24 protein-coding genes are annotated in these 25,097 nt (G+C 67.8%); 15 read left to right on the plus strand and 9 right to left on the minus strand.

From position 1 onward, the window contains the following. Positions 1-58: 58 nt before the first annotated feature. A complete protein-coding gene (locus ACQ260_RS00640) occupies positions 59-994 on the minus strand; it encodes a PRC-barrel domain-containing protein (RefSeq protein WP_432557461.1) in 936 nt (311 codons plus the stop codon). Between the two features lie 199 nt (positions 995-1,193). Next, entirely contained in the window at positions 1,194-1,388 is a 195-nt protein-coding gene (locus tag ACQ260_RS00645) for a DUF7455 domain-containing protein (protein WP_432557462.1), read from the minus strand. A gap of 268 nt (positions 1,389-1,656) precedes the next feature. Between ACQ260_RS00645 and ACQ260_RS00650 the strand changes: the two genes are divergently transcribed. The 4 genes from ACQ260_RS00650 to ACQ260_RS00665 all read left to right on the plus strand — a co-directional run bounded on the left by ACQ260_RS00650 (position 1,657) and on the right by ACQ260_RS00665 (position 6,493). After that, a complete protein-coding gene (locus ACQ260_RS00650; RefSeq protein ID WP_432557463.1) occupies positions 1,657-3,753 on the plus strand; it encodes a DNA gyrase/topoisomerase IV subunit B in 2,097 nt (698 codons plus the stop codon). Positions 3,754-3,805: 52 nt separating this feature from the next. Continuing rightward, positions 3,806-5,146, plus strand: coding sequence for an MFS transporter (locus tag ACQ260_RS00655; protein WP_432557464.1), 1,341 nt, complete (start codon positions 3,806-3,808; stop codon positions 5,144-5,146). A gap of 130 nt (positions 5,147-5,276) precedes the next feature. Then, the gene (locus ACQ260_RS00660) at positions 5,277-5,735 is read left to right on the plus strand and encodes an SRPBCC family protein (RefSeq protein WP_432557465.1); all 459 of its coding nucleotides are present in this window, start codon (positions 5,277-5,279) and stop codon (positions 5,733-5,735) included. Positions 5,736-5,833: 98 nt separating this feature from the next. Next, positions 5,834-6,493, plus strand: a complete 660-nt coding sequence (locus ACQ260_RS00665) for an SDR family oxidoreductase (protein WP_432557466.1) — start codon at positions 5,834-5,836, stop codon at positions 6,491-6,493. Positions 6,494-6,518: 25 nt separating this feature from the next. Here ACQ260_RS00665 and ACQ260_RS00670 read toward each other — a convergent pair whose 3' ends face one another. The 3 genes from ACQ260_RS00670 to ACQ260_RS00680 form a co-directional block, all read right to left on the minus strand. Continuing rightward, positions 6,519-7,019, minus strand: coding sequence for a beta-class carbonic anhydrase (locus tag ACQ260_RS00670; protein ID WP_432557467.1), 501 nt, complete (start codon positions 7,017-7,019; stop codon positions 6,519-6,521). A gap of 82 nt (positions 7,020-7,101) precedes the next feature. Continuing rightward, on the minus strand, positions 7,102-9,546 hold the full coding sequence (locus ACQ260_RS00675) for a DNA gyrase/topoisomerase IV subunit A (protein ID WP_432557468.1): 2,445 nt from the start codon (positions 9,544-9,546) through the stop codon (positions 7,102-7,104). A gap of 132 nt (positions 9,547-9,678) precedes the next feature. Next, entirely contained in the window at positions 9,679-10,743 is a 1,065-nt protein-coding gene (locus ACQ260_RS00680; protein ID WP_432557469.1) for an App1 family protein phosphatidate phosphatase, read from the minus strand. A gap of 69 nt (positions 10,744-10,812) precedes the next feature. Here ACQ260_RS00680 and ACQ260_RS00685 point away from each other — a divergent pair, with 69 nt between their 5' ends. The 5 genes from ACQ260_RS00685 to ACQ260_RS00705 all read left to right on the plus strand — a co-directional run bounded on the left by ACQ260_RS00685 (position 10,813) and on the right by ACQ260_RS00705 (position 16,954). After that, positions 10,813-13,479, plus strand: coding sequence for a GNAT family N-acetyltransferase (locus ACQ260_RS00685; protein ID WP_432557470.1), 2,667 nt, complete (start codon positions 10,813-10,815; stop codon positions 13,477-13,479). 87 nt (positions 13,480-13,566) lie between these two features. Further along, positions 13,567-14,199, plus strand: coding sequence for a DUF5998 family protein (locus ACQ260_RS00690; protein WP_432557471.1), 633 nt, complete (start codon positions 13,567-13,569; stop codon positions 14,197-14,199). 8 nt (positions 14,200-14,207) lie between these two features. Continuing rightward, positions 14,208-15,356, plus strand: coding sequence for an alkaline phosphatase family protein (locus ACQ260_RS00695; protein WP_432557472.1), 1,149 nt, complete (start codon positions 14,208-14,210; stop codon positions 15,354-15,356). 81 nt (positions 15,357-15,437) lie between these two features. Further along, a complete protein-coding gene (locus ACQ260_RS00700) occupies positions 15,438-16,109 on the plus strand; it encodes a thymidine kinase (RefSeq protein ID WP_432557473.1) in 672 nt (223 codons plus the stop codon). Beyond that, positions 16,106-16,954, plus strand: coding sequence for a sulfurtransferase (locus tag ACQ260_RS00705; protein ID WP_432557474.1), 849 nt, complete (start codon positions 16,106-16,108; stop codon positions 16,952-16,954). Before ACQ260_RS00700 ends, ACQ260_RS00705 begins: the two co-directional genes overlap by 4 nt. Before the next feature lie 45 nt (positions 16,955-16,999). Here ACQ260_RS00705 and sepH read toward each other — a convergent pair whose 3' ends face one another. Then, entirely contained in the window at positions 17,000-18,619 is a 1,620-nt protein-coding gene (gene sepH, locus ACQ260_RS00710; protein WP_432557475.1) for a septation protein SepH, read from the minus strand. 185 nt (positions 18,620-18,804) lie between these two features. On the opposite strand from sepH, the gene ACQ260_RS00715 reads away from it, so the two are divergent. Further along, on the plus strand, positions 18,805-19,896 hold the full coding sequence (locus ACQ260_RS00715; RefSeq protein ID WP_432557476.1) for a ferrochelatase: 1,092 nt from the start codon (positions 18,805-18,807) through the stop codon (positions 19,894-19,896). A 46-nt stretch (positions 19,897-19,942) separates the two neighbouring features. Here the strand turns inward: ACQ260_RS00715 and ACQ260_RS00720 are convergent, their stop codons facing one another. Continuing rightward, complete coding sequence (locus ACQ260_RS00720; RefSeq protein WP_432557477.1) at positions 19,943-21,112, minus strand: glycerate kinase; 1,170 nt, start codon at positions 21,110-21,112, stop codon at positions 19,943-19,945. A 197-nt stretch (positions 21,113-21,309) separates the two neighbouring features. Here ACQ260_RS00720 and ACQ260_RS00725 point away from each other — a divergent pair, with 197 nt between their 5' ends. Further along, on the plus strand, positions 21,310-21,609 hold the full coding sequence (locus ACQ260_RS00725) for a DUF4193 domain-containing protein (protein ID WP_432557478.1): 300 nt from the start codon (positions 21,310-21,312) through the stop codon (positions 21,607-21,609). A 76-nt stretch (positions 21,610-21,685) separates the two neighbouring features. Here the strand turns inward: ACQ260_RS00725 and ACQ260_RS00730 are convergent, their stop codons facing one another. After that, positions 21,686-21,952: a DUF4235 domain-containing protein gene (locus ACQ260_RS00730; protein ID WP_432557479.1), complete on the minus strand. Its 267-nt coding sequence runs from the start codon at positions 21,950-21,952 to the stop codon at positions 21,686-21,688. A 94-nt stretch (positions 21,953-22,046) separates the two neighbouring features. Here ACQ260_RS00730 and ACQ260_RS00735 point away from each other — a divergent pair, with 94 nt between their 5' ends. The 4 genes from ACQ260_RS00735 to ACQ260_RS00750 all read left to right on the plus strand — a co-directional run bounded on the left by ACQ260_RS00735 (position 22,047) and on the right by ACQ260_RS00750 (position 24,304). Beyond that, positions 22,047-22,553: a DUF3093 domain-containing protein gene (locus tag ACQ260_RS00735; RefSeq protein ID WP_432557480.1), complete on the plus strand. Its 507-nt coding sequence runs from the start codon at positions 22,047-22,049 to the stop codon at positions 22,551-22,553. Further along, complete coding sequence (gene dut / locus ACQ260_RS00740; RefSeq protein ID WP_432557481.1) at positions 22,540-22,998, plus strand: dUTP diphosphatase; 459 nt, start codon at positions 22,540-22,542, stop codon at positions 22,996-22,998. Before ACQ260_RS00735 ends, dut begins: the two co-directional genes overlap by 14 nt. A gap of 108 nt (positions 22,999-23,106) precedes the next feature. After that, a complete protein-coding gene (locus ACQ260_RS00745; RefSeq protein ID WP_432557482.1) occupies positions 23,107-23,898 on the plus strand; it encodes a DUF3710 domain-containing protein in 792 nt (263 codons plus the stop codon). A gap of 16 nt (positions 23,899-23,914) precedes the next feature. Further along, positions 23,915-24,304 (plus strand): OB-fold nucleic acid binding domain-containing protein, encoded by a 390-nt coding sequence (locus tag ACQ260_RS00750; protein WP_432557483.1) that lies wholly within the window; start codon positions 23,915-23,917, stop codon positions 24,302-24,304. 70 nt (positions 24,305-24,374) lie between these two features. Here ACQ260_RS00750 and ACQ260_RS00755 read toward each other — a convergent pair whose 3' ends face one another. Beyond that, complete coding sequence (locus tag ACQ260_RS00755; protein WP_432557484.1) at positions 24,375-25,076, minus strand: potassium channel family protein; 702 nt, start codon at positions 25,074-25,076, stop codon at positions 24,375-24,377. Positions 25,077-25,097 lie beyond the last annotated feature (21 nt).

Below are 25,097 nucleotides of genomic sequence, written 5' to 3' on the forward strand. Positions count from 1 at the left end.
ACATGAGGAAAGCCCCCGGAAACCGAGTTCCCGGGGGCTTTCTCAGGACGAGGCAGGGTCAGGCCAGCGGCCGATCGGAGCCACCGTCGTGGCGACGCAGCCGCGGGCGGCCACTGCGCTGCTGGTCACGCTCCATGAACTGGCGGTCCTTGTCCAGCAAGTCACGCTCGCGCTGCAGGAGATCGCGCTCGCGTTCCAGCAAATCGCGCTCGGGGTCATCGTCGCCGGCCCCGGCCCCGGCGCCCGCGCTGGCGTCGTAGTCCCGGTCCTGACCGAGTCCGGTCCCGCGATCGGTCAGGCCCTGATTGCCACCGCGATCCCTGTCCAGAACGTCCCCGCGGTCACGCACGTCGTCGCGGAGATCGTTTCGGTCGCGGTCACGCACGTCGTCGCGGAGATCGTTTCGGTCGCGGTCGCGGTGGTCGCCACGATCCCGGCTGCCTGCTGCGGCCGCGGCGAGGCCGCCGACCCCGGCGGCGGTGCCGGCCGCTGCAGTGCCGCGACCGGTGTCGTCCGAACGGTCGCGCAGGTCCGCGCGGTCGTCGCGCACGTCACCGCGGTCGTCTCGCAGGTCGCGATCATGCAGGTCACCGCGGTCGTCGCGCCCGTCCCGGTCGTGCAGATCGCGGTCATCGTGACCCATCACGCGGTCCGCGCGCGTGCGGTCGTCGTGATCCTGGCCTGCGGCTCCGATCCCGTAATAGTCATACAGCGAGTCTTCGTCCCGCTCGTCCAGGTGATGGCCCGGATCGAAGTGGGGAGCGTCCTTGATGACCGCCTTGTCGAAGGGCACCTGCAGGACGTCGTCGTTGATCTGCGCGCCCTCCAGAGGGATGAGGCTTTCGTTGGTCCCGAAGAACCCGGTGTTCACGGTCACCCAGGACGGCCGGCCGGAGTCGTCGTCCAGATAGACCTGCTGCACTCGCCCGACCTTCTGGCCGTCGCGGTCATAGACGGTGGCGCGGTGGAGGTCGTCGGCAGAGAGATTCTGCATCGAATCGCCTTTCGCTTTTGGCCCTCGACCGCCGTTGGCCGAGGCATCCGTAGGAAAAGCGTAGGGCATATGTCGACAAGCGTGTCAGGGGGTCGTGGCCTTCGTCGACCGGGATCCGGGCGGTGTGGGATGAGACCGGTGGGAAAGCCAACGGCCCCGCACCTCATTGAGGTCGGGGCCGCGGGTGTCGTTCGCGTTATCAGTTCAGCTTCGCAGACTCATCATGGATGTTGAGAGCCACCTGGCGCAGCTTGTCGGAGTGCTGCTTGGAGTGGTGGTTGCAGAACAAGAGGTCGAAGCCGTTCTCAAGGGTCACACGCACATAGGCCTGGGCGCCGCAGCGGTCGCAACGGTCAGCTGCAGTCAGGCTGTTGTCGATCACGGTGGTGGTCACGGGTGGCCTCCTTTTTCTCCCATTTCATCTGCACAAACAGATAATCGAGGGGATTTGTTCCCGGTGGTGAGCCGGAGCTTGCATTGAGCGTACTGGCCGAACGACGAATGTCCAGCAGATTGGGTTCCAGTCGCGTTACAGGTCGACCGGACCGCCATCGTACGCCGTGGCACCAAGCCGGCAAGCGCGCGTTCCGGGGGCGGACTGAGGGGACGGACACAACGCGGATCGCACCGCAATTCGCGCGGCCCTCACGTACGCTCGCGGGGTGTCAGAATCCGTCTCCTCCCGCACCACCAAGAAGCAGTCGCAGGGGCACGACTACGAAGCCCGCCACCTGCTCGTCCTGGAAGGGCTCGAAGCCGTGCGGAAGCGCCCGGCGATGTATATCGGGTCCACCGACACCAAGGGCCTCATGCACTGCCTCTGGGAGATCATCGACAACTCCGTCGACGAAGCCTTGGGCGGCTTCGGCACCGAGATAGACGTGGTTCTCGGTCAGGACGGGTCGATCACCGTGCGCGACACTGCTCGCGGCATCCCCGTCGACATCGAGCCCCGGACGGGCCTGTCCGGTGTCGAGGTTGTCTTCACCAAGCTCCATGCCGGCGGCAAGTTCGGCGCCGGCTCCTACAACGCGACCGGAGGACTTCACGGCGTCGGCGCCTCTGTGGTCAACGCACTGGCGGCACGCCTGGACGTGCAGATCGACCGCGACCAAGCCACGTGGGCGATGTCGTTCCGCCACGGGATCCCCGGCACGTTCGATGGGGACGGCCCGGACGCTGCCTTCACACCCGGATCACAGCTGCAGAAGATCGGCAAGGTGAAGCGTGGGGTCACCGGCACGCGCGTGCGCTACTGGCCCGACCGGCAGATCTTCCTGCCCGATGCCGAGCTCAGCATGGATGCTCTGACGGCCCGCGCCCGACAGACCAGCTTCCTGGTGCCCGGTCTGGAGATCCGGGTGCGCGACGAGCGCGGCGACGAGCCCACCGACGAAGTCCATCGCCACGACGGGGGGATCTCGGAGTTCTGCGAGTTCCTTGCTCCCGATCAGCCCGTCACCGACATCATCCGACTGCAGGGCACCGACCGGTTCACCGAAACCGTGCCGATGCTGGACGATCTCACCGGCGCGCTGACCCCGACGGACGTCGAACGGGATCTCGAGGTCGACATCGCGCTCCGCTGGGGGACAGGTTATGAGACCACCACCCGGTCGTTCGTGAACATCATTGCCACACCCAAGGGCGGCACCCACGTCCAGGGCTACGAGCGGGCTCTCACCCGCGCGGTCATCCGAGCACTCGAGGGCACGCGACTGCTCAACAAGGGCGACGAGATCACCAAGGACGATGCTCTGGAGGGGCTCACCTCTGTCGTGACGGTCCGGCTGGCCGAGCCGCAATTCGAGGGTCAGACCAAGGAGGTCCTGGGGACGCCGGCGGTGACGAAGCTCGTGGCGGGGATCGTCGAGGCCGAGCTGGCCGAGTTCCTGAGCTCCACCAAACCCGCGGTGCGTCCGCAGGCGCGCACTGTGCTCGAGAAGGTGGTCGCCGCCTCCCGGACCCGGGTCGCTGCCCGTGCGCACAAAGAGGCCCAGCGGCGCAAGACGGCGCTGGAGTCGTCGACGCTGCCGCCGAAGCTCAAGGACTGTCGGTCCAACGACGTCGAGAAGTGCGAACTGTTCATCGTGGAGGGTGATTCGGCCCTCGGCACCGCCCAGCGGGCCCGGGATTCCGAGTTTCAGGCGCTGCTGCCGATCCGCGGCAAGATCCTGAACGTGCAGAAGGCCACCGTGGGCGACATGCTCAAGAACCTCGAGTGCGCGTCGATCATCCAGGTCGTCGGCGCGGGGTCGGGCAGCAACTTCGACATCGACGCCGCACGCTACGGAAAGATCATCTTCATGGCGGACGCCGACTCCGACGGCGCCCATATCCGGTGCCTGCTCGCCACGCTGTTCTTCCGCTACATGCGCCCGCTGCTGGAGGCCGGCCGCGTCTATACGGCCGTGCCGCCACTGCATCGGTTCGAGATCACCAACCCGCGCAAGGGAATGGAGAAATACCTCTACACCTATTCCGACGTGGAATATCAACGCAAATCCGCTGAGCTGACCAAGCGGGGCATCGCGTTCAAGGAGCCGCAGCGCTACAAGGGGCTCGGTGAGATGGACGCCGATCAGCTCAAGGAGACCACCATGTCCCCACGGCACCGGACGCTCCGACGCATGACCGTCGACGACGCGGCGATCGCGGAGGCCACCTTCGAGATGCTCATGGGCAACGAGGTGGCGCCGCGCAAGGAGTTCATCATCGACGGTGCGTACGCGATCGACGCCGAACACATCGACGCCTGAGGCTCGCGGGGCAGAGCGCGGCCGGCGAGGGAAAGGCCGTTATGGTGAGCGCGTGAGCACCCAGCCGGCGCCCGAGGTGGCGCTGAAGGAACGCCCCGCCGACCGCCGCGCCATCGTCTCGTGGTGCCTGTGGGATTTCGGCTCGAACGCCTACAACACCGTCATCCTGTCGTTCGTCTTCTCCGTCTACGTGACCAGCGCCGCAGCGCCCACGCCGGAACGCGGCCAGGAGATCTTCTCCTTGCTCCAGACCGTCGCCGGCATCACGGTCGCGGTGCTGGCCCCGATGTTGGGCGCCTGGGGCGATCAGGTCCGCAAACGTCGCCGCATGCTCACGGTCGCCACGGTGATGGTCGTCGTCTGCATAGCCCTGTTGTGGTTCGTGCTGCCCTATGAGCCGGGACGTGGGGAGTTCTACATCTTCCTGGGTGCGGCGCTGATCGCCGGTGCCAACGTGTTCCAGCAGATCGCCGAGATCTTCTACAACGCCATGCTGATCGACATCTCCAACCCGCGCACCATCGGACGGATCTCCGGTGTCGCGTGGGGCCTGGGCTATTTCGCCGGTGTCCTCTGCCTCATCCTCGCGCTCTTCGGGTTCGTGCTCGACGGCGGCATGTTCGGACTGCCGACGGCCGAGTCCGAGAACATCCGGGCGATCGCGCTGGTGATGGCCGCTTGGTTGCTGCTCTGGTCGATCCCCGTGATGATCTTCGGCCCGGAGGCCGCCCCGCGCGAGGTCACGGAGCGGTTCAACGTCTTTCGGGCGTACCGCGACATCGCCCGCCGACTCGTCCACATGTGGCGTTTTGAGCGCGGCCTGCTGCATTTCCTCATCGCGTCGGCGGTCTATCGCGACGGGCTCGCCGCCGTTTTCGCGTTTGCGGGTGTGATCGCGACCAGTTCCTATGGGTTCGCCGCCGAAGAGGTCATCTATTTCGGGCTGGCCGCGAACTTCCTCGCAGCCGTCGGCGCCTGGGTGTTCGGCATGATTGACGACCGCTTCGGCCCACGGCCGGTCATCCTCATCGCGCTGATCACCATGGTGGTCCTCGGCGTCATCTTGGTGTCGACCCCGAGCAAGGTGCTGTTCTGGGTCTGTGGGCTCGGCATCGCCTCGCTCGTCGGCGCAGTGCAGTCCTCCTCGCGGACCCTGTTGGCTCGCATCACCCCGGTCGGTCAGGAGAATGAGACGTTCGGGCTGTACGCCACGATCGGTCGCGCCGCAAGCTTCATCGCCCCGTTCCTGTTGTTCGTTTTCACGGCCCTCCTCGGTGCGCGATTCGGGCTGCTGGGCATCGTGCTCACTCTCGCTGCCGGCCTCGCCCTGTTCATTCCCTTGCGCATTGCCGGGGTCACCCACGGGCATCGCCGAGCCCTCGAACAGCCCTGACCCACGTCCCGGGTCAGGTCCGCAGCAGCCCTCGGTCGGCGGCCGGAGCGGCCGATCACCGGGGCCGGAGACTTATTGCCACAAGTAATCAGGGCATTACAATTCTGCAACAGTGGCCTAGGCTCAAAGGATGCCCTCCTTTTCGATCACGCGACGCACTCATATTGAGGCGTCGCAGGATCGCGTCCGGGACTTCGTCGAGGACTTTCGAAAGTGGTCCGGCTGGTGCCCGTGGGAGCAGGACGGTGTCGAGCTGGAGCGATCGTTCGCGGGACCGAAGCGGGGAGTGGGGGCGACCTATGCCTGGGCCGGCAAGGGACATGCCCGCACCGGCACGATGGTCATGACCGGCGCTGGTGACGACGGCGTGGACATCGACCTGCTGTTCACCTTTCCGTGCCCTGTCCGACAGCAGGTGCGCGTGGAGGTCACACCAGCGGGGGAGGGGACCGACGTCGTCTGGACCATGAGCGGTCGACATAACTGGGTGGGCGAGTTCGTGTTCCGCGTGAGCGCGCTGGAACGCCGCATGGGCAAGGATTTCGAGGACGGTCTCCAACGGCTGAAGAAGCTGGTCGAGGCGGCCTGAGGGCGATTGCACGGGCTGGTCCAACGGCTTTGTGAAAAGGCGACTTGTCTCCCTGAACTAGAGTGGGCCGGACCACACGCTCTGGAGGGAGTTTCCTGATGGCAAGCGTCGTTCTCATTGGTGGCCACGGCAAGATCGCCCTGCTGACCGCCGCCAAACTCATCAACGCCGGCCACGAGGTCACGTCGGTTTTCCGCAATCCCGATCACCACGATGAAGTGGCCGCCACGGGTGCGACCCCGCGACTCGGGGACGTGGAGGCGATGGACACGGTCGCTCTCGCCGACTTGGTGTCCGGTCATGACGTCGTCGTCTGGTCCGCCGGTGCCGGCGGTGGCAATCCGCCCCGCACCTATGCCGTCGACAGAGACGCCGCCATTCGCTCGATGGAGGCCGCCCAGGAGGCGGGCGTCCCGCGCTATGTGATGGTGTCCTATCTGGGCGCGAGCACCGATCACGGAGTCGCCGAGGACGACCCGTTCTTCCCCTATGCCGAGTCGAAGGCGGCCGCCGACGAACACCTGCGCTCCAGTGGTCTGGGCTGGACCCTGGTGATGCCCAGCCGGCTCACCGATGATCCGTCGCAGGGCAAGGTGACGCCGCGGGCGACCGAGCAGGGGCCCACCTCGCGTGAACTCGTGGCCGATGTGATCGTCGCGGCAGTCGGCGCCGACCCGGCGACGGTGTCACGCCGGGAGCTGAAGTTCACCGACGGGGACATCCCGATCGCGGAGGCGCTTGCCAACCGGCCGAAGTGAGGCTGAGCGCCGGCCGAGCTGACGCTCAGAGAATCTGCTGGATCCGGCCGGTGTCGACGTCATAGAGAAAGCCGCCGATCTCGACATCGAGATCCTTGACCAAAGGGTGGTTGCGCAAGCGGGACACGTCATAGCGCAGCCCGGCGGCTTGGTCCGGGGTGGAGCCCAGGATCATGCCGTGGATGTCGACGCCGTGCCGATCCATGATCCGGTCCGCGACCGACGCGTCGTCACCGGACGCCATTGCGCACCGCGTGTGCGGCACGAGCATGATCCTTTCCACGTTGAGCAGATAGACGCTCAGAATCAGGCCGACCATGGCGTCGGTGGTGATGCGCCCGCCCGGTGTCCGGAGGATCTTGGCGTCACCGAGTTTGAGTCCGAGCATCTCCAACGGTTCGATGCGGGAGTCCATGCAGGTGAGCACACCGACACCCGCCCGCGCGATGCCGTCGAATCCGCCGCTGTGGAACTGCTTTGCGTATGTCTCGTTGGCCGCCAGCAGGTCGTCGAATCCACGCGTCATGGTCGTCATCGTAAAGCCGCGGCGACCGTTCCCGCAGGCAGGCCGCCGGCAACCCGCCGGGCGGGTGGGCTCGGGGCGCTGCTCAGGCGGTGCCGATGGTCCCGATCGACTTCTTGGCAGGTGTGCCGGATCCGTCCCTGCGGGGATCCGCCGCGGGCAACTCGACCGGGGTTCCCGTGGCCGAGGCGGCGATCGCGGGCCCCCGCCCGGCCCAGCCGAGCTGCAGCCGGTCGATGCCTTTGAGGAAACGGTGGCAGCGCACGCCGGCGGTGGCGCGGCCCTTCGCAGGGTACGCCGACAGCGGCGTCACCTTCACCGTCGGCGTCTCGGTCCCCGGCAGCGCCTCCCCGGCGGCCGTCATGGTGACGACTTCGCCGGACGACACCCCCGCGGCACCGAAGAAGATGACCTCGGCACCAGTGGCCAGCTTGATCCCGGCCACGCCGGATCCGGCTCGGCCCTGCGGATTGACCAGGTCCGTGGAAAAGCGCAGCAGTTGCGCATCCGACGTGATGAACACGAGGTCCTGGCCTTCCTCGTCGGTCAACTCGACGGCACCGACAAGCCGGTCCTTCGGGTCCTTGAAGGTGATGACCTCCCACGAGTCCTTGTTCAGAATGTCGGCCTTGACCACTTTCACCACACCGCGTGCGGTCCCGATCGCCAGCCCCGGCGATTCCGGATCGAGGCTCGCCAGGCACAGCACCTGCTCGCCGCGCTCGAGGTCGATGAGGTCTCCGATGCGGCTGCCGCCGGCGAGGTTGGGCGCATTGGCGGTCAGCGGGACGGTCGGCAGGTCGAGGGCGTTCATTCGGATCACCCGGCCGGCGGAGGTGATCACGCCGAAATCGCCTCGGGCCGTGCCCCGGATCACCGACTGCAGGACGTCGTGCTTCGCGCGGGGCCCGCGGTCCGGCAGCGGCGACTCGGTGTCCACGCGGGCCACGAGTCCGGTCGTGGACAGCAGCAGCCAGCAGGGTGCATCCGCGATCTCCAGGGGGCCCGGTGCGGACGCAGCCGCCGACTGACCGGATGATTCGAGCAGAACGGTGCGCCGCGGCGTACCGAATCGTTTCGCCACCTCCGCCAACTCGTCGTTGACGACCCCCCGCAGCTTGTCGTCGTTGTCGATGATCTCGTTGAGCTCGGCGATCCGGACCCGCAGGTCGTCGCGCTCTGACTCCAGCTCGATCCGCGAATATTTCGTCAGGCGCCGCAACTGCATGTCGAGGATGTAGTTCGCCTGCACTTCCGTCAGCTCGAACACCTCCATGAGCTTCGCCCGCGCGGTCGCGGCGTCCTCGGAGCCACGGATGATCGCGATCACATCGTCAATGTCGAGAATCGCGATCAGCAAACCCTCGACCAGATGCAGCCGGTCCGCGGCCTTGTTGCGGTTGAATGTCGTGCGGCGGAGCGTGACCTCCAGCCGGTGCTCGAGGAAGACCGTCAGCATGTCGTGCAGCGACATCGTGCGGGGCTGGCCATCGACCAGTGCGACCGAGTTGATCGAGAAGGAATCCTCGAGCTTGGTGAGGCGATAGAGCTGCTCGAGGACGGCCTCGGGGTTGAAGCCGTTCTTGATCTCGATCACCAGACGCGTGCCCGAGGTGAGGTCCGCGAGGTCCTTGACGTCGGCGATTCCGGTGAGCTTTTTCGTCTGCACCAGCTTTTTGATCTGTTCGATGACTTTCTCGGTCCCGACGAGATAGGGCAGCTCGGTGACCACGATGCCCTGACGACGCGGCGTGACCTTCTCGATGCGTGCGGTGGCGCGGATCTTGAAGGAGCCTTTGCCGGTCGCGTACGCATCCGCGACGCCGCTCAAGCCCACGATCCGGCCGCCGGTCGGCAGATCGGGCCCGGGGATGAACCGCATCAGCGTCTCGAGACCGGCGTTCGGGTGCTTGAGCAGGTGCCGGAGCGCCTGCACGACCTCGCCGAGGTTGTGCGGGGCGATGTTGGTGGCCATGCCGACCGCGATCCCGGTCGTGCCGTTGACCAGCAGGTTGGGGAACGCCGCCGGCAGCACGACCGGCTCGGACTCCTTGCCGTCGTAGTTCGGCTTGAAATCGACCGTGTCCTGATCGAGTTCGTCGGTCATCGCGAGCGCCGGGTGGTCCATGCGGCATTCCGTGTAACGCATAGCCGCCGGTCCCGCATCCGGTGAGCCGAAGTTGCCGTGGCCGTCGATCAGCGGCAGCCGCATCGTCCATTCCTGAGCGAGCCGGACCAGTGCGTCATAGATCGCGCTGTCGCCGTGCGGGTGATACAGACCCATGACCTGTCCGACCACGCGAGCGCACTTCACGTGGCTGCGGTCGGGCCGGAGATTCATCTCGTCCATCGCGAACAGGATCCGGCGCTGGACCGGTTTCAGTCCGTCGCGGGCATCAGGGAGGGCGCGGGCATAGATGACCGAATAGGCATATTCCAGGAACGAGGATTCCATCTCCGACGAAACGTCGACATCGACGATCCGTTCGGTGAAGTCGTCGTCGGTCACGTCGGGTGTCTTGCGCGCCATGGGTTGGTGGCCACTCCTCTGATCGGTGCAGCGGTCATTGTGGCATGCGGATCAGACAGTACGCCGCAGCGGCGCAGCATCGGACCCCGCGGTGGGCGCCGTCGGCGCGCCGCGGGGCCGGGTAACGGAGGGTCAGGGCCGGACCGGCTCCTGTTTGGGCAGCTCGCCCGCCATGGCCTGCAGGAGCAGCGGCTCGAGACCATGGCCGTCGCCCGCGCGCACCTCCGGCACCACGGTCAGCTCGTCGGCGATTTCCTCGAGCTCGAGCGACTGGAGTGTGCCGTGGGACAGGATCTGCTCGCCCGGGGTCAGCTGGCGGAGCCCGATGATGCGAACGCGGTCCGGGTGGGCCTCGGCGAATTCGCCATAGATGCTCGGGTCGTGCTGGCCGTCGTCGCCGATGAGGATCCACTGAACCTTGGGAAAGTCGATCGCCAGATCGCGGAGGTTGATCCGCTTGTGTTCCTGGCCGGACCGGAACCACCCCGAGTTGGTCGGCCCCCAGTCCGTCAGGAGCAGGGCACCATCGGGGAACCGGTGGTGTTTGAGGAAACGGGTGAGCGTGTCCGCGGTGTTCCAGGCACCCGTGGACAGATAGACGACCGGCGCTTCGGGGTTCTCGGCGAGCAACTGTCGATAGAGCTCGGGCATGCCCGGAACGACCTGGCGGGCCGACTCGTGCAGCACGAACGTATTCCAGGCCGCCAGCAGCGGGCGGGGGAGCGACGTGCTGATCACGGTGTCGTCGATATCGCTCACGATGCCGAACTCCTGGTCGGGATCGATCACCATGATCGGGGCCTGCATCTCGTGCTCACCGGAGCGAAGCGTGACCTGGTGCCAGCCCGGCTCGAGCCCCCGCACCGGCAGGCGGGTGTCCACATAGCCGTTGCGGTCGGTCGGCAGCAGATAAGTCTGGTCGCCGACGTGGCACTCGCAGGTGCCACTGGAGACCGGGACCGTGAAGAAGTTGCGCCAGCCGCGGCGGTTGAGGGGAGCGTCGTCCGAGAGCGGCCGCACCTGGCCATCGGCCAGTGGCGGCGACAGCACCACTCGTGCCAGCACGCGGATGAACTTCGATGAGCCATAGCCGACATACGGGATAACGCGCTCCGACCAGCCTCGTCGTCGTGCCACGACGTTGAGCTGGCGGTTGATTCGGTCCTCGATCCGGGCGGCGATGAAGGGGCGGGCCATGGGACAGACATTAACGGGTGCCCGCCCGCCTCCTGTCGGGGTCCCGCTCGGCAACGTAGGCTGGAGTCTGTGAGCGACACCGATGCCGCAGCAGTTTCCACGATGCCCTATCCCGGCCACTGGGAGAAGGATGTCCTGCTGGCCGATGGGAGCACAGCCCACCTGCGGCCGGTCCGTCCCGACGACGACGACCGGCTGATCGCGTTCTATGCGCGCGTCTCGCCGGAATCGAAATACCTCCGGTTCTTCGCGCCCTATCCCGTGTTATCGGCGAAGGACGTCGAACGGTTCACGCAGGTCGACCACAACGACCGCGTCGCGCTGATCCTGACGGTCGGGCCCAACATGGTGGCGATCGGGCGCTATGACCGCATTGATGACTCCGAGGCCGAGGTTGCGTTCTTGGTGGAGGACTCGCAGCAGGGCAAGGGCTGCGGCCAGCTGCTGCTCGAGCATCTCGCCGAGGCCGCTCGCGAGCGCGGGATTCAGCGGTTCATCGCCGAGGTGCTTCCCCAGAACCGGCGCATGGTGAGCGTCTTCGCGGACGCCGGTTACAAGGTCTCCCGCGAATACGAGGACGGGTTGATCATCGTCGAGTTCCCGATCCAGCCCACGGACTCGTCGTGGGAGGTAATGCTCCGCCGCGAGCACCGGGCCGAGTCGACCTCGATCCACCGCCTCCTGCACCCACGGAAGATCGCGATGGTCGGGCCTCCGGTCGCGTTGGTGCGCGGGCTCGAGGCACTGCGGGGGTCCGGGTTCACCGGCGAACTGATCGGCGTCTGCCCCGGTGAGGAGGAGATCGAGCTCGGTGACCTGCCGATGGTCCCGGATCTGGCGCACCTGCCCGACGATCTCGACATCGTCGCGACGGTTCTGCCGTCGGACGAGGTGGTCGACGTGATCGAGGCCGTGTCGGGGAAGTGTTTCGGGATCTACGCCATCCAGGGCGGCAGCTTCGGCGGGGAACAGAACTACCTGGTGATCGACCAGGCCCGATCACACGGGGTGCGGCTGCTCGGCCCGGACGCGCTCGGCATCATCAACACGGATCCCGAGATCTGCATGAACGCGTCGCCGGCGCCGATGCCGCGGCCGGGCACCGTGTCGCTGTTCTGCCAGTCGTCCGCGCTCGGCGTCATGCTCCTCGAGGGCGCCCTGAACCGCTATCTGGGTCTCGCCACGTTCATCTCCTCCGGCCTGTTCGCAGACGTGACCAGCAATGACGTCATGCAGTTCTGGATGGACGACGAGGCCACCGATGTGTGCCTGCTGTCGTTGGACCGGATCGGCAACCCGCGAAAGTTCACCCGCATCCTGCGGAGTCTGGCGATGCAGAAGCCTGTCGTTCTGTTCTCCCCGGGCCGCACCGAGCGCGAACCCCGCCTCGGGATGACGCCGGGTGGGCGGGAGGCGCCGCCCGAAGCGATCGATGCGATCTTCCGGCAGTCCGGTGTCATCGTCTGCTCGCGCCGCGATGCGATGTATGACGTGGCGCAGATCCTCGTCCGGCAGCCCCTCCCCGCCGGCAACCGGGTCCGGGTCGTGTCGAACTCGCCGGCGATCCTGGGGCATATTGACCGGGTCGCGCAACGGCACGGACTCGATTGCAGCGATCCGATGATCCTCGAGGGGCTGCCGCGACCGGAGCGGTTCGCCGAGGCCGCGGCGCTCGCCCTCGAGGATGATTCGTGCGATGTGGTCGTCGTCGCGCTCGTCGACATCTACAACCAGATCGCAGCAGCCACCCACCAGCAGCTGTTCGAGTTGTCGAAGGTGTCCCGGAAGACGATGATCGGCGTGTTCGCGGATTTCGTGGAACTGAAGCCGCAGGATGGGGCCGCCGACGGCATGGGGCGGCTGCCCACATTTTCCAGTTATGCGGACGCCATGGAAGCACTGGCTGCGGTTTCGGCGTACGCACGGTGGCGCGAGACCGATCACGGTGACACGGTCGATATCGAGCCCGACCACATCGCCGCGCGCTGCCTCGTGCGCGAGGTGCTCCGCCAGGCCCCGCAGGGGCGTGCCCTCACCGACGACGAGGTCGTCGACCTCTTGGCCGCCTATGGCATCCCGCTGGTTCCGCGCTATCGCGTTCAAAGCCTTCCCGAGGCCTGCGTGCGCGCCGACGAGCTCGGCTGGGACGTGGTGCTGAAGGCCGGCGCGCGGGCACTGCGCTATGGCCCGGACCCGGGCGCGAGCGTCTTCCGGCATCTCGACAACGACATCGAAATGCTCGAGGCCTGGAACGACCTCGGCCTGCTCGTCGACCAACTCGGTCTGGGTCGACCCGGGTCGAGCCCGCAACGGTTCGCGGAGCCCGTCGTGCAGAAGATGGTGCCGCCCGGGGTGTCGCTCGAGATCACCAAGATCGAAGATCCGGCGTTCGGTCCGATTCTGTCGCTCGCGCTCGCCGGCGTCGATGCCGCGATCATGGGCGATGCGGTCTATCGGGTGCCGCCGCTCACGTCGACCGATGCCCGGCACATGGTCCGCGAACTGCGTGCAGCTCCGCTGCTCTTCGCTCATCGCGAGTCCGGTGCCCTGGACATCTCGGCGGTCGAGGACCTCCTCCAGCGGGTGGCGCAGCTCGCGGACGATCTGCCGCAGCTCGCTGAGCTCACCCTGGAACGCTGCATCGTCTCCCCGCAGGGCGTCCACGTCGTCTCGGCCCAGGGCAGCGTCCTGCCGACCGCCGCCGAGCGGCACCAGCTCTCCCGGACCGTGGGGTGACCGGTCTGGCACGACGTGCGCAGGCGTCGCCGACCACGGACTGCCACGCCCGGGTGCATCCGCTGGAACTCGTGTGAGAATGGCCCAATGGCTTTCATGAACGGTCGGTCGATCAGCGGCCCCGATGCCGCCCAGAGGTCTGCCCTGCGCAGCGACCTGGAGTCCTGTGGCTATTTCCCCGCCCTCGTCGAGGATGCCGTGCTCCTCGCCGTCGGTGATGAGGAGGTGCTCGAGTTCGTCGTCCACCATGAGCCCACGTTCAACCGTGACGAGATCCGCAGGCACCTCACGATCCTGGTGCTGACGCCGACCCGTCTCATCGTCGGACACACCGACGAGCAGCCCTCCGACGGGCCAACCGGGCCGACTTCGGCAGCCACGTCGACCGAGTCGATCAACTTGGCCGCCATCAACACCGTCGCGCTCACCAGGGTGGTCATCGAGCCGGAGAATTATCGCCCGGGCGCCCCCGCCTATGAGGCATGGCTGTCGGTGTCCTGGGGTGCGATGCGACGCATCGACCTGGAGCCCGCCGGCTGCGCCGACCCCAACTGCGAGGCGGACCACGGGCTCACCGGCACCCTGACCCCGGACGACCTGATCGTGCGCATGAGCGCTGCCGCGGACGGGGCGCAGCGTGTCGAGCACTTGGTGAGTTTCACCACCAGCCTGCAGCGCGCGACCGGCCGGGGCGCCATCTCCACCCGAGTGGGACGTTGACTGTGGCAGTGTTTCCCCAGTCCATGGTGCTGCCTGCCTACGGCGCCGGAAGCGTTGCCGATGTCCTGCCATCAGTGGGGGCACGCCTGGGCATGCCGGGCGCCGACGACCTGCTCGGCCTTCCCGACGGCGACCGCTGGGTCGTCCTGCTGATCGACGGGCTGGGGGAGGACCTGCTCGCCGGTGCGGCCGAGGATGCGCCCTTCCTGAGCGGCCTGCGGGCCGACAACGGGCGGGTCATCACGGCCGGAGCACCCAGCACCACCGTCACCTCCATCACGAGCCTGGGCACCGGGCTGCCGCCCGGCGGGCACGGGATGGCCGGATACAGCTTCCGCATCCATGGACCGTCTCCGGCCCGGGGTGGACGAGACCAGATCCTCAATGCCCTGTTGTGGGACAGCACCACCACGGCCGCCGAACTGCAACCGGTGCCCACGTGGTTCGAACATGCCGAGGCAGCCGGGATCACGGCGTCGACGGTGACGCCTGCTCGATTCCAGGGCACCGGGCTGACGGAGTCCGCGCTGCGCGGAGCCCGTTTTGTCGGGATCCGTGACGAATCCGACGGCGAGGGCTGGCTGCGGTCGGTGGTGACCGCGGCGACAGCGTCCGACCGCACGCTGGTCTATGCCTATGAACGCGCCCTCGATCACATCGGCCACGGGGCCGGCGTCTCCTCCAAGGACTGGCTCGACGTCCTCCGGGTCATCGACCAACGCGCCGCCAGACTGCGCGCGGAACTCCCCGATGACGTGCAACTCCTCATCACCGCGGACCACGGCATGCTCGATGTGCCAGGACGCAACTTCGTCCTCATCGAACACGAGCCCGCACTGATGGCCGGCCTGCGCAGCTTCGCGGGGGAGGGGCGGCTGCGGCACTTCTACACCGATGAGCCGGACGCCCTTGCCGTCCGCTGGGCCGATCGCATGGGTGATCATGCGTGGGTCCGCACCCGGGACGATGCGTTCGATGAAGGCTGGTTCGGATCGAGCGACGACCGCGTGCGCGACCGTTTCGGGGACGTCATTGTCGCGATGCGCACCGACTGGGCCGTCATGTCCACGTCCCTGCCGCGTGAACTCGACATCATCGGCATGCATGGGTCCCTGACGCCGGTGGAGATGAATGTGCCCCTGCTGCTTGCTCACTGACGACCAGCGCATCGGAAGGCTCGCGCGGCCGAGCGGCCGGCTGGCGTGACTTCCCGTCGCCCGCGGATAGACTCCCCGCCCGTGGCTGATCTGATCTTCTTCACCGGACCCATGGACTGTGGAAAGTCGACGCTGGCGCTGCAGATGGATCACACGCAACGGACGGGTGGCCGTCTCGGTCTCCTGCTCACCCGGGAGGACCGGAGTGGCGCTGCCGTGATCTCCTCCCGTCTCGGGCTGCAGGAGACGGCCCTGGAAGTGAACGACGACCTCGATCTCTGGACCACGATCGTGCGTCGCCTCACGGCTGGCGAGCGCATCGACTATCTGATCTGCGACGAGTCCCAGTTTTTCACCCCCGCGCATGTCGATCAGCTGGCCCGGCTCGTCGACGAATTGCGGATCGACGTCTTCGCTTTCGGCATCCTCACCGACTTCCGCACTGAGCTGTTCCCCGGTTCCCGCCGCCTCGTCGAGCTCGCCGACCGCATCGAGACCCTCCAGGTGCAGCCTCTGTGCTGGTGTGGCCAGCGGGCGACCCACAACGCGCGCACGATCGGTGGCCGGGTGATCACCGAAGGGAGTCAGGTAGTCGTCGGCGATACCGTGGGCGTTGATGACACGGTCCCGGCGGGCGAGGTCGCCTATGAGGTCCTCTGCCGTCGCCACCATCGCCTGCGAATGAGCCGTGCCGTCGCCCAGGCAACACTCAGCCCCGACCCCTTGCCGTTCGGACAGGAGCCACTGTCATGACCGTCCTCATCTCCGTCCACGAGCTCCGCGCCGCGCTCGCGGGCAGCCGTCCGCCCGTGGTCCTCGACGTTCGTTGGCCGGGGCCGGCGGGGAAGGGAACGGGATTGTCGGCGTACCGCACCGCCCACGTCCCGCACTCCATCTGGATCGACCTCGACGCCGAACTGGCCGCGCCGGCGAGCGGACCGGGCGGTCGGCACCCCCTGCCGGAGCCGGAGGTCTTCGAGGCGGCGATGCGGCGGGCCGGCGTGTCCGCCGACCGGGCCGTCGTTGTGCTCGACGGGGGCAACTCCCTGGCAGCCGGCCGGCTGTGGTGGCTCCTGCGGGATGCGGGACACGACCGGGTGCGCGTGCTCGACGGAGGGTTCTCGGCCTGGGAGCGCGCCGGCGCCGAGGTCGCGACCGGCGATCCCGATCCTGTGGCGTTCGGCGACTTTGTGGCACGTCCCGGGCAACTCCCCACCGTTGACGCCCACGAGATCCTCGCCGGCCTGAACAAGCCCGGCTCGGGAACGCTGTGGGATGTTCGGGCGGCGGAGCGATACCGCGGCGACACGGAACCGATCGATCCCATCGCCGGCCATATCCCGGGAGCCCGCAATCTTCCGACGGCCAACCTTCAGCATGCCGACGGGAGCTTCCTCGAGATGGGGGCGCTCCGGGAGTCGCTGGCCGACGTGCACGCCGGGGATGTCGTCTATTGCGGGTCCGGCATCACCGCCGCCCAGGCGCTGCTCGCCCTGGCAGCAGCCGGCCGGGCGGACGGGGTGCGTCTTTATCCGGGATCGTGGAGCGACTGGATCAGCTCGGGTGACCGTCCGGTCGAGGTGGGTACGCAGGACTGAGCGGCCCGCCGGATCTGTTTTCGTCTGCCGACGGTCCTGCTCAGGTCACTCGGGCTTCGGACCGCCGAACATGATCTCATCCCAGGACGGGACGGAGGCCCGCTTCTTGCGGGCACCTCGGCGCTTGGCGGCACCGGGTGCGACTTGGACGGTCGGCTCGTCATCAACCAGAGCAGGCTGCCCGGAAGGCTGCAGGGGCTCGGTCCTGGCGGGAGCATCCAATGGGCGCACCAATGTCGGCTCGGCTTCCGCACGCTCGCGCTGGACCCGAGCAGGCGGCTCTGTCGGGACGTCCCGCGTCTCTTGGGGTTCCCCGGGCGCCACCGGCATGGGCTGCTGCTCCCGGCTGGCGGTTCCGGACGGCTCCGCGTCCGCGTCCGGCGTGCTCTCGACGGGTGCGTCGGACACCGGCTGGAGCCGTGTCACCGACTCCGGTGCCATCACTGGTTCCGCCGGTCCCGGCGCGGGTTCCGGCTGCTGTGGCGATGCCATGGATTCGGACTGCGATGCGGCAGGCTCGATCACGGGATCCGTTTCGGGTTCGCTCGCGGGTTCCGGTCTGCTGGACGCAGGATCGGGCTCGGTCATCACCACAGCGTCGATCACGGGTCGCGGCTGTGCGGGCTCCGGTTGGGCGGACTCCGGTTGGGCGGGCTCTGGCTGTGAACCCGCTGGCTGGTCGGGCGCGGACTGCTCGGGCTGGGACTCTTGCTGGTCGGGCACGGACTGCTCGGGCTGGGCCTCGGGCCGATCCTCTTGCTGCTCGGCGATCACCGGTTCGGGGTCCGGACCCGCAGGCGCTTCCGCCACGATGGGGTCGGTCAGCCCGGAATAGATGTTGATGGAGTCCTCGGCGATCCCGCCGAGCATGTCATAGAGGACATCCAGTTCCGAGCGGCCCTCCGGCACCACGCCATAGGCGTCGATCTCCGCTTCGAGTTCCTCGCGGATCTCTTGGGGGCTGGCGACGCTGCGGGGGAACCACTCATCGGGTTCTTCACCCTCTGCACGCAGGAGATGTCCCGGCACGTCGTCCAGCGTGATCGTGGGTTCCTCGTCGGGGTCGAACGTCGACGGCACCTCGGGTTCCGGATCGGCGGTCGCGGTCGGCGGATCCTCGCCGACGACCCGCACGAGGGCGAGTTCGTCCCGCTCGGCGGCTTCCTCATCCTCCGCGAGGAGCCACCGGGACTCGGCATCATCAGCGACCGAGAACCGGCCCCCGAGGTCGAAGAGGAACCTGGCCGAGCGCTCTTCGTCGGCCTGCGTCCAGCGGGCCACGATGGTCCACCGCTTGTCTTCGTTGCGCCACGCGTCCCAGACGGCGCTCTCGGGGTCGGTGCCGTGGGCCAGCAATTGCTCCCTGGTGACGGCGCCGAGGGTGCGGTGGCTGCCGGGCTCGCCGTGGCGTCGGACGCTCGAGGCGAGTGCCAGCCCGGCAATGTACTCCCGTTCCGCCAGCACGGGCGCAGCAAAGCGTTCGATCCGATCGGCCGGCGCGCCGGAGAGCCGGGCGACCTCTTCAAGAGATTCCCCGGCGCGGATCCGGGCCTGAATCTCCCGGGGTCGCAACGCGCTGTCCATGTCGCTCTCCAGTGTCCGTCTCGGGGCAAACCCGCTCGGTTCCGCGGTTTTGGGTCTGAACTGCGACATGCGTTTGGGCATGTCGTGCAGGTCTCGACCGTACAGTAGCCATCAACCTATCCCCATGTCGTCGCCGGTGCGCGTGGACGGGCCGAATGCCCGTTGCACAGGTGCCGACATGCCGTGCGGTCGATGTCGCCCCACCTCGAGGAGCGTCGGTCCGTCTGAAAGGATTGCCGTTAACAACCAACCCCTGGGAGGCCCGCATGACCGCGACCCTTCAGCCGTACGACGCGCTGCTCCTGATCTCGTTCGGCGGGCCGGAATCGCCTGAGGAGGTCATGCCGTTCTTGCTGCGCGTGACGGCCGGCAGGGGAGTGCCGCAGGCCCGGCTGGAGCAGGTTGCGGAGCGTTATCTCGCCCGCGGTGGCGTCAGCCCGATCAACGACGAGACTCGGGCGCTGGCGGATGCTCTGCGGGCCGAACTGACGTCGCGCGGGCTGGACCTGCCGCTGGAGATCGGCAACCGCAACTCGCCCCCGTTCCTGTCCCAGGCGCTGGACAAGCTCGCCGCGGGCGGCGCGCGGCGGGTGCTCAGCCTGACGACGAGCGCCTATCCGTCCTATCCCTCCTGCAGGCAATATCTGGAGAACGTCGCCGACGCGCTCACCGAGGTGCCCGTGGATATGGAGGTGGACGGGATCCGTCACTACGCCCACCACCCCGGTTTCGTCGCGGCGAACGTGGCGGCGGTGACGCAGGCGGTGCGGGAGCTCGGCAGGGCCCAGCAGCACAGTCCGACGCACTTGGTCTTCGTGACCCACTCGCTGCCGGTCGAGCTGGCGGAGACCAGCGGGCCGCCCCCGTGGGAGTCGCCGGGCAGTTATGTGGACTGGCACCTGACGCTCGCCCACAACGTGAGCGACAAGGTCAGCCTGGCCGTGGGCCGTGACCTCCCGTGGTCGCTCGCCTATTGCTCCCGTTCGGGCGCACCTCATCAGCCCTGGCTCGAGCCGGACATCAAGGACCACCTCACCGACCTCGCGGACCGGGGCACCTCCCAAGTCGTGCTGGCCCCCATTGGATTCACGTCCGACCACATGGAAGTGGTGTGGGACCTGGACGAGGAAGCTGTGCCGCATGCGGAATCGCTCGGGCTCAGGGTGCGGCGGGCGAGCACCGCCCGAACCCATCCCGAGTTCGTGGCCGGCCTGGTGGACCTCATGCTGGAACGGTCCGCGGTCGCGCGGGGCGAGCAGGTCCTCCCCAAGGTCATCGACCACGGCAGCCCGGGGCGGCACGCTTGCCCGGGCAACTGTTGCCCGCACCCGACGCGTCGAGGCGCTCCCACCGCCTGACCCCGGGAGACCGGGCCCGCGGCATCCCGCTGTTCTGGTCAACCGGTCACGGCCGGCCACCGTCGCGTGCCGCCTCGAAGTCGGCGGCCGCGGCTGCACCGGCTTCCCTCAACCAGCGAGCCGGTTGGGCGACCGCGCGGTCGGCGCTGCCCGCTAGTTGAGTGAGGGAGTACGCCCGGCAGTCCGCCGGTGCGGTCTCGACGGCGCCTGCGATCACGATCCGGTGATGCGGCCCGCTGAGTTCCAGTGCGTGTCCGACCGTTTTGCCCGCCTGCGATGTCGCATCGAGACGCCCCTCTCCCGTGATCAAGACGTCGGCACGTGCGGCTGCGGCCACCAGACCCGTGGTCCGTGCGACGAACGGCGCTCCCGGCACCAGATGGGCTCCCAGAACCGCCACCAGGGCATAGGCGGTGCCGCCGGCCGCGCCCAGGCCTGGCTGCTGTGGATCGACGCCGATCAGGTCCGCCAGCCGCGCGAGTCCGCGGTCCAGGATGTCGATGTCGGCGGCACTGGCACCCTTCTGGGGACCGAACACCCGGGCAGCGCCCGTGGGCCCCAACAGCGGCGCGGTCACGTCGGACAGGACCGTGATCGGACCCGGCCGGACCAGCGCCGACAGGTCGACCCTGGCGAGTCGGAAAAGCTGTCCGCCACCGGGGGGCAGCGAGTGCCCCGACGCGTCCAGGAACCGTGCGCCGAGCGCGGTGAGCAGCCCCGCGCCGCCGTCGGTGGAAGCGGAACCACCCAGACCCACCAGGATTTCCCGGCGCTCACTGCTGCGAAGGCGCGGCTCAGCGTCGGGCCTGCGGTCCTGACGTTGGCGGGAAGCGGCGTCATCCGCGGCAATCGCCCGCAGGACCTCCCCGAGCCCGCGTGTCGATGCACCCAACGGATCGGGGCTTTGCAGCAGCGGCAGCCCCGACACCACTGCGAGCTCAGCCGCAGCCCGACCATCACCCAGCCGCACCCAGCGTCCGGCCACCGGTCGGCCATCGGGGCCGGTCACCGGCCCGGTGTCCTGCCAGTCGGCGTGTGGGTCGGACCCTGCGAGTGCCGCCAGCGTGCCCTCGCCACCGTCCGCCTGGGGGAGCAGCGAGACGTCGTCGTCGGGGCGTACGCGCCGCCAGCCCGCCGCGATCGCCTCAGCCGCGGCAGTGGCGTCAATCGTGCCCTTGAACGAGTCCGGGGCGATGACGACGCTGGATTTTGCCATCGAACTACTCTGACATGACCTCGCGCATGCCGGATCCGCCCGCTCCGCGCCCACGGTGGCTCGGGTTGTGATATGCATACGCGCAGGATTTCGCGGTCTGCCGCATCAGAACGCGAACGACGAGCACAGCTTGGCCCGGACCGGAGCGCGGTTGGTTCGCATCCGCCGGCACCACGTTCGGATCGAAGAAGGGAACTATGGCCACCGATTACGACGCCCCGCGCAAGTCCGATGAGGAAATCAGCGAGGACTCCATCGAGGAGCTGAAGACGCGGCGCAATGACAAGAACTCGGGAAAGGTCGACGAGGACGAGGTCGAAGCGGCCGAGGCCTTCGAGCTTCCCGGTGCCGATCTTTCCCACGAGGAACTGACCGTGCGGGTGCTGCCGCGCCAGCAGGACGAATTCACCTGCGCGGGCTGCTTCCTCGTGCGACACCGCAGTCAGATCGCCGAGGAGCGCAACGGGCAGGCCTATTGCCTCGACTGCGCCGGCTGATCGGCAGACGACAGCAGCACGACAAAAAGACGAGAGGGGCCCTCTGGAGGGCCCCTCTGATCGTTTGGTCGCTCGCTCAGAGCTTGGTGAGCGTGTCGTCGTTGAGCGCCTTGCGCATCCGCTTCAGCACGCTGCGGTTGGTGAGCAGCTGTGCGGTGCCGACACCGATGGCACTGGCCGACGCCCACGTGATCGCCAGGTGCAGCGGCGTGTCCGGGTCGCCGGGTTCCGGCGGCTCCTCGCCCGTGACGATCTCCCACACTTTGGTGAGAGCCTTCTGAGCGGCAATCGTTGTCGCGGCGCCGATCAGCGCAGCATAGATCTTCCAAACCATCGAGTTCATTGCTCTCCCCATGCGGTTGTCCGGCACTGCGTTCATAGTAGGGCCGAGCGATAGCGTGGAGATGACCACACCCCCGGCGCGGAAGGAGCCCATCGTGACCGCCGATCCCCGTCCACCTGCCCCCCTGTTCAGGGAACGCCTCGGTGTTCCCGTGCGGTGGTGGCTGGTGGCGTTGTTCTTCGTGGTGTCGGTGTTCGTCGCGGTGGCCTTCTATCTCGGACCCCTCAACGGCTTGATCGCTGCGGTCCTGTGTGCCGGGATCGTGGCGGCCGTGCTGGTGCCCTACGGTTCGCTCACGGTGACCGTCGACGAACGGGCGCTGACGGTGGGACCCAACCGGATCGAATGGGCCTGGGTGGGCGGCGCCACGACGCTGGACGCCGACGCGGCGCGGCATCGTCTCGGCCCGGGCGCCGATGTGCGGGCGCACCTCGCCGTGCGCCCCTATGTGCAGGAATCGGTCGAAGTCACCGTCGTCGACGCGGCCGACCCCCATCCCTATTGGCTGATCAGCTCGCGGCGTGCGGCCGAGCTCGCGGCTGCCGTCAACGCCCACGCCGGTGCCCGCACCGCGGAGGAGGTCACCGATGCCGACTCCTGATGTCGAGGTGCTCATCCATCGGTTGGACCCGGACCTGCCGGTGCCTGCGTACTCCCATGAAGGCGACGCCGGCGCAGACCTCCACACGACCGAGGACCTCGTGCTCGCGCCCGGTGAACGGCGGCTGGTGGGGACGGGTGTGGCGGTGGCGTTGCCGTGGGGGTACGCAGGGTTCGTTCACCCGCGTTCCGGGCTCGCGGCGCGCCATGGGCTCACCGTCGTCAACGCACCCGGCACCATCGACGCCGGTTATCGTGGCGAGATCAAGGTGTGTCTGCTGAACACCGACCGCGAGCAACCGATCTCGTTGCGCCGTGGTGACCGGATCGCTCAGTTGGTGATCCAGACCGTTGCGCGGGCGAGCTTTGTCGAGGCGGCCGACCTGCCGGACAGCATGCGTGGGGTCGGCGGCCACGGTTCGACGGGAACCGGCCGGGACCGCTGACCCACGGGATGCGCTGGGTCCCGGGCCCGGCAAGTGTCAAGATGGAAGACGGGTCCGACCACCCCTGGGTGGTGACTCGAAACAATCGACGATTCGGAGAAGGCACCCATGATCTTTGGTCGCAAGAACAAGAAGGCTGACGAGGTGGTCGACGAGACCCCGACCGTCACCGATAGCGAGGGCAGCGACCTGACCGATGCCGCCGGTGCAGAAACTCCCGAGAACGCCACAGCCGAGGAGTCGCCCGAAGCGGATCCCGTGGACCCAGGCACGAGCACCGATCGCGACTGGGCCGCGTTCGACCTGAGCGCCGACTGGCGAGAGGACGGCCCGTTCGACATCGATGAGGTCGACCTCGATGCCGATGAGGTGCAACGGCTGGACTTCGGCTCGCTCATCGTCACGCCCCCGCCGGGCGCCGAGCTCCGGCTTCAAGTGGCCGAAGGCACCGAGACCATCGTCGCAATCCTGGTCGTGGTCGGGGAGTCCGCGCTCGAGCTCTCAGCCTTCTCCGCGCCCCGCACGCCCGGGCTGTGGTCGGAGATCCGTCAGCAGATCATCGATCAGACGAACGAGGCGAACGGGACCGCGGATTGCGTTGAGGGGCCGTTCGGCACCGAGCTGGTGCGCAACGTCCCGGTGCAATTGCCCGACGGGCGGTTCGGCATGCAGGTCACCCGGACGTGGGTGGCTGAAGGCCCCCGTTGGTTGTTGCGGGGCGTGGTCATGGGGCGTGCGGCAATGACGGGCGACGTGGACAACGATGTCGTCGGACCGCTGTTCGATGCTTTCTGCGACATCGTCGTCCGCCGCGGTGAGCATCCGAAGCCGGTCGGTGACCTGCTCCAGCTGCAGCTCCCCGAGCAGGCCCAGATCCACCGGTTGCCGGCCCAGGGCTGATCAGGAGGCGAACTCGATGGGCGAGAGCAAGCGGCCGGGTGGCTTCATGGGCGCGCTGCGGCGCATGGTGAGCTCAACCGCCGAGCGGGATGCCGAAGACATGCGGCGCCTGGCCGAGGAGCAGGGCGCCCGACCGGTCGACGAGTGCGTCGACCGGGAGCGGGTCTCACTGGTCGGCACCATCCGCAGCGTCACTATCCCGCCCCCGGAGGAGCCGCCCCGGCTGGAGGCAGAATTCGATGACGGGTCCGGGCAGGTCAAGCTGATCTTCATGGGGCGGCGTTCGATCTCCGGCATCCAAGCGGGCTCGATCCTCCGCATCGAAGGTCGGCTCTCGTGCCAACGGGGGCAGCGCAAGATGTTCAATCCGCGCTATGAGCTCACGCACGTGCCCGGGATCGACTGAAGGCGAACGTCCCCATCTGCCCTGACCGACCCCGCAGAACGGCCGGGGTGGGACCAGCACGTCGAAGCCCTCAGAACGGTGTGTCGTTCTGCGTCACGACCCGGGGGTTCATCGCATCCGATGTGAGCTCGTTCGCCAGGTCGCGTTCGTGCTCCTCGGCGGTGACGAACAGGAGTTCGTCACCGCCCTCCAACGCCCCGTCCCGGTCGGGAGCCATGGCCCGGCCGTTGCGAATGATCGCGACCAGCACGGAGTCGCCGGGGAGTTCGAGTTCCGCGAGCCGCCGACCGATCCAGGGGCTGTCGTCCGGCAGGGTCATCTCGACCAGGTTGGTGCCGCCGTCCTTGAACGTGAACAGCCGGACGAGATCGCCAACCGTGACGGCCTCCTCGACGAGCGCCGACATGAGCCGCGGCGTCGACACGGAGACGTCGACGCCCCACACCTCGTCGAACATCCATTCGTTGCCCGGGTGATTGACCCGCCCGACCGTGCGCGGAACCCCGAACTCGGTCTTGGCGAGCAGCGAATGCACGAGGTTGACCTTGTCGTCGCCGGTGGCCGCGATCGCGACGTCACAGTGCTCCAGGCCGGCCTCCTCCAGGGAGGACATCTCGCAGGCATCGGCGAGCAGCCATTCGGCGTCCGGCACCGACTCGGTCTTGATCGCCTTGGGGTCCTTGTCGATGAGCAACACCCGGTGGCCGTTGAGGAGCAGTTCGCGGGCGATCGAACGACCCACGTTCCCCGCTCCGGCGATGGCGATGCGCATGGTTGTTCTCGCTCTCAATGT

This window comes from Ammonicoccus luteus, assembly GCF_050880385.1.
In the GTDB taxonomy this organism is placed as follows: Bacteria; Actinomycetota; Actinomycetes; order Propionibacteriales; family Propionibacteriaceae; genus Enemella.

What these genes read in the sequence shown, in the direction of transcription:
- ACQ260_RS00640 (WP_432557461.1), bottom strand. Translation starts at nt 994, where the DNA reads ATGCAGAATCTCTCTGCCGACGACCTCCACCGCGCCACCGTCTATGAC.
- ACQ260_RS00660 (WP_432557465.1), top strand. Translation starts at nt 5,277, where the DNA reads ATGCCCTCCTTTTCGATCACGCGACGCACTCATATTGAGGCGTCGCAG.
- ACQ260_RS00665 (WP_432557466.1), top strand. Translation starts at nt 5,834, where the DNA reads ATGGCAAGCGTCGTTCTCATTGGTGGCCACGGCAAGATCGCCCTGCTG.
- ACQ260_RS00670 (WP_432557467.1), bottom strand. Translation starts at nt 7,019, where the DNA reads ATGACGCGTGGATTCGACGACCTGCTGGCGGCCAACGAGACATACGCA.
- ACQ260_RS00675 (WP_432557468.1), bottom strand. Translation starts at nt 9,546, where the DNA reads ATGGCGCGCAAGACACCCGACGTGACCGACGACGACTTCACCGAACGG.
- ACQ260_RS00680 (WP_432557469.1), bottom strand. Translation starts at nt 10,743, where the DNA reads ATGGCCCGCCCCTTCATCGCCGCCCGGATCGAGGACCGAATCAACCGC.
- ACQ260_RS00690 (WP_432557471.1), top strand. Translation starts at nt 13,567, where the DNA reads ATGGCTTTCATGAACGGTCGGTCGATCAGCGGCCCCGATGCCGCCCAG.
- ACQ260_RS00705 (WP_432557474.1), top strand. Translation starts at nt 16,106, where the DNA reads ATGACCGTCCTCATCTCCGTCCACGAGCTCCGCGCCGCGCTCGCGGGC.
- sepH (WP_432557475.1), bottom strand. Translation starts at nt 18,619, where the DNA reads ATGCCCAAACGCATGTCGCAGTTCAGACCCAAAACCGCGGAACCGAGC.
- ACQ260_RS00715 (WP_432557476.1), top strand. Translation starts at nt 18,805, where the DNA reads ATGACCGCGACCCTTCAGCCGTACGACGCGCTGCTCCTGATCTCGTTC.
- ACQ260_RS00720 (WP_432557477.1), bottom strand. Translation starts at nt 21,112, where the DNA reads ATGGCAAAATCCAGCGTCGTCATCGCCCCGGACTCGTTCAAGGGCACG.
- ACQ260_RS00725 (WP_432557478.1), top strand. Translation starts at nt 21,310, where the DNA reads ATGGCCACCGATTACGACGCCCCGCGCAAGTCCGATGAGGAAATCAGC.
- ACQ260_RS00730 (WP_432557479.1), bottom strand. Translation starts at nt 21,952, where the DNA reads ATGAACTCGATGGTTTGGAAGATCTATGCTGCGCTGATCGGCGCCGCG.
- dut (WP_432557481.1), top strand. Translation starts at nt 22,540, where the DNA reads ATGCCGACTCCTGATGTCGAGGTGCTCATCCATCGGTTGGACCCGGAC.
- ACQ260_RS00745 (WP_432557482.1), top strand. Translation starts at nt 23,107, where the DNA reads ATGATCTTTGGTCGCAAGAACAAGAAGGCTGACGAGGTGGTCGACGAG.
- ACQ260_RS00750 (WP_432557483.1), top strand. Translation starts at nt 23,915, where the DNA reads ATGGGCGAGAGCAAGCGGCCGGGTGGCTTCATGGGCGCGCTGCGGCGC.
- ACQ260_RS00755 (WP_432557484.1), bottom strand. Translation starts at nt 25,076, where the DNA reads ATGCGCATCGCCATCGCCGGAGCGGGGAACGTGGGTCGTTCGATCGCC.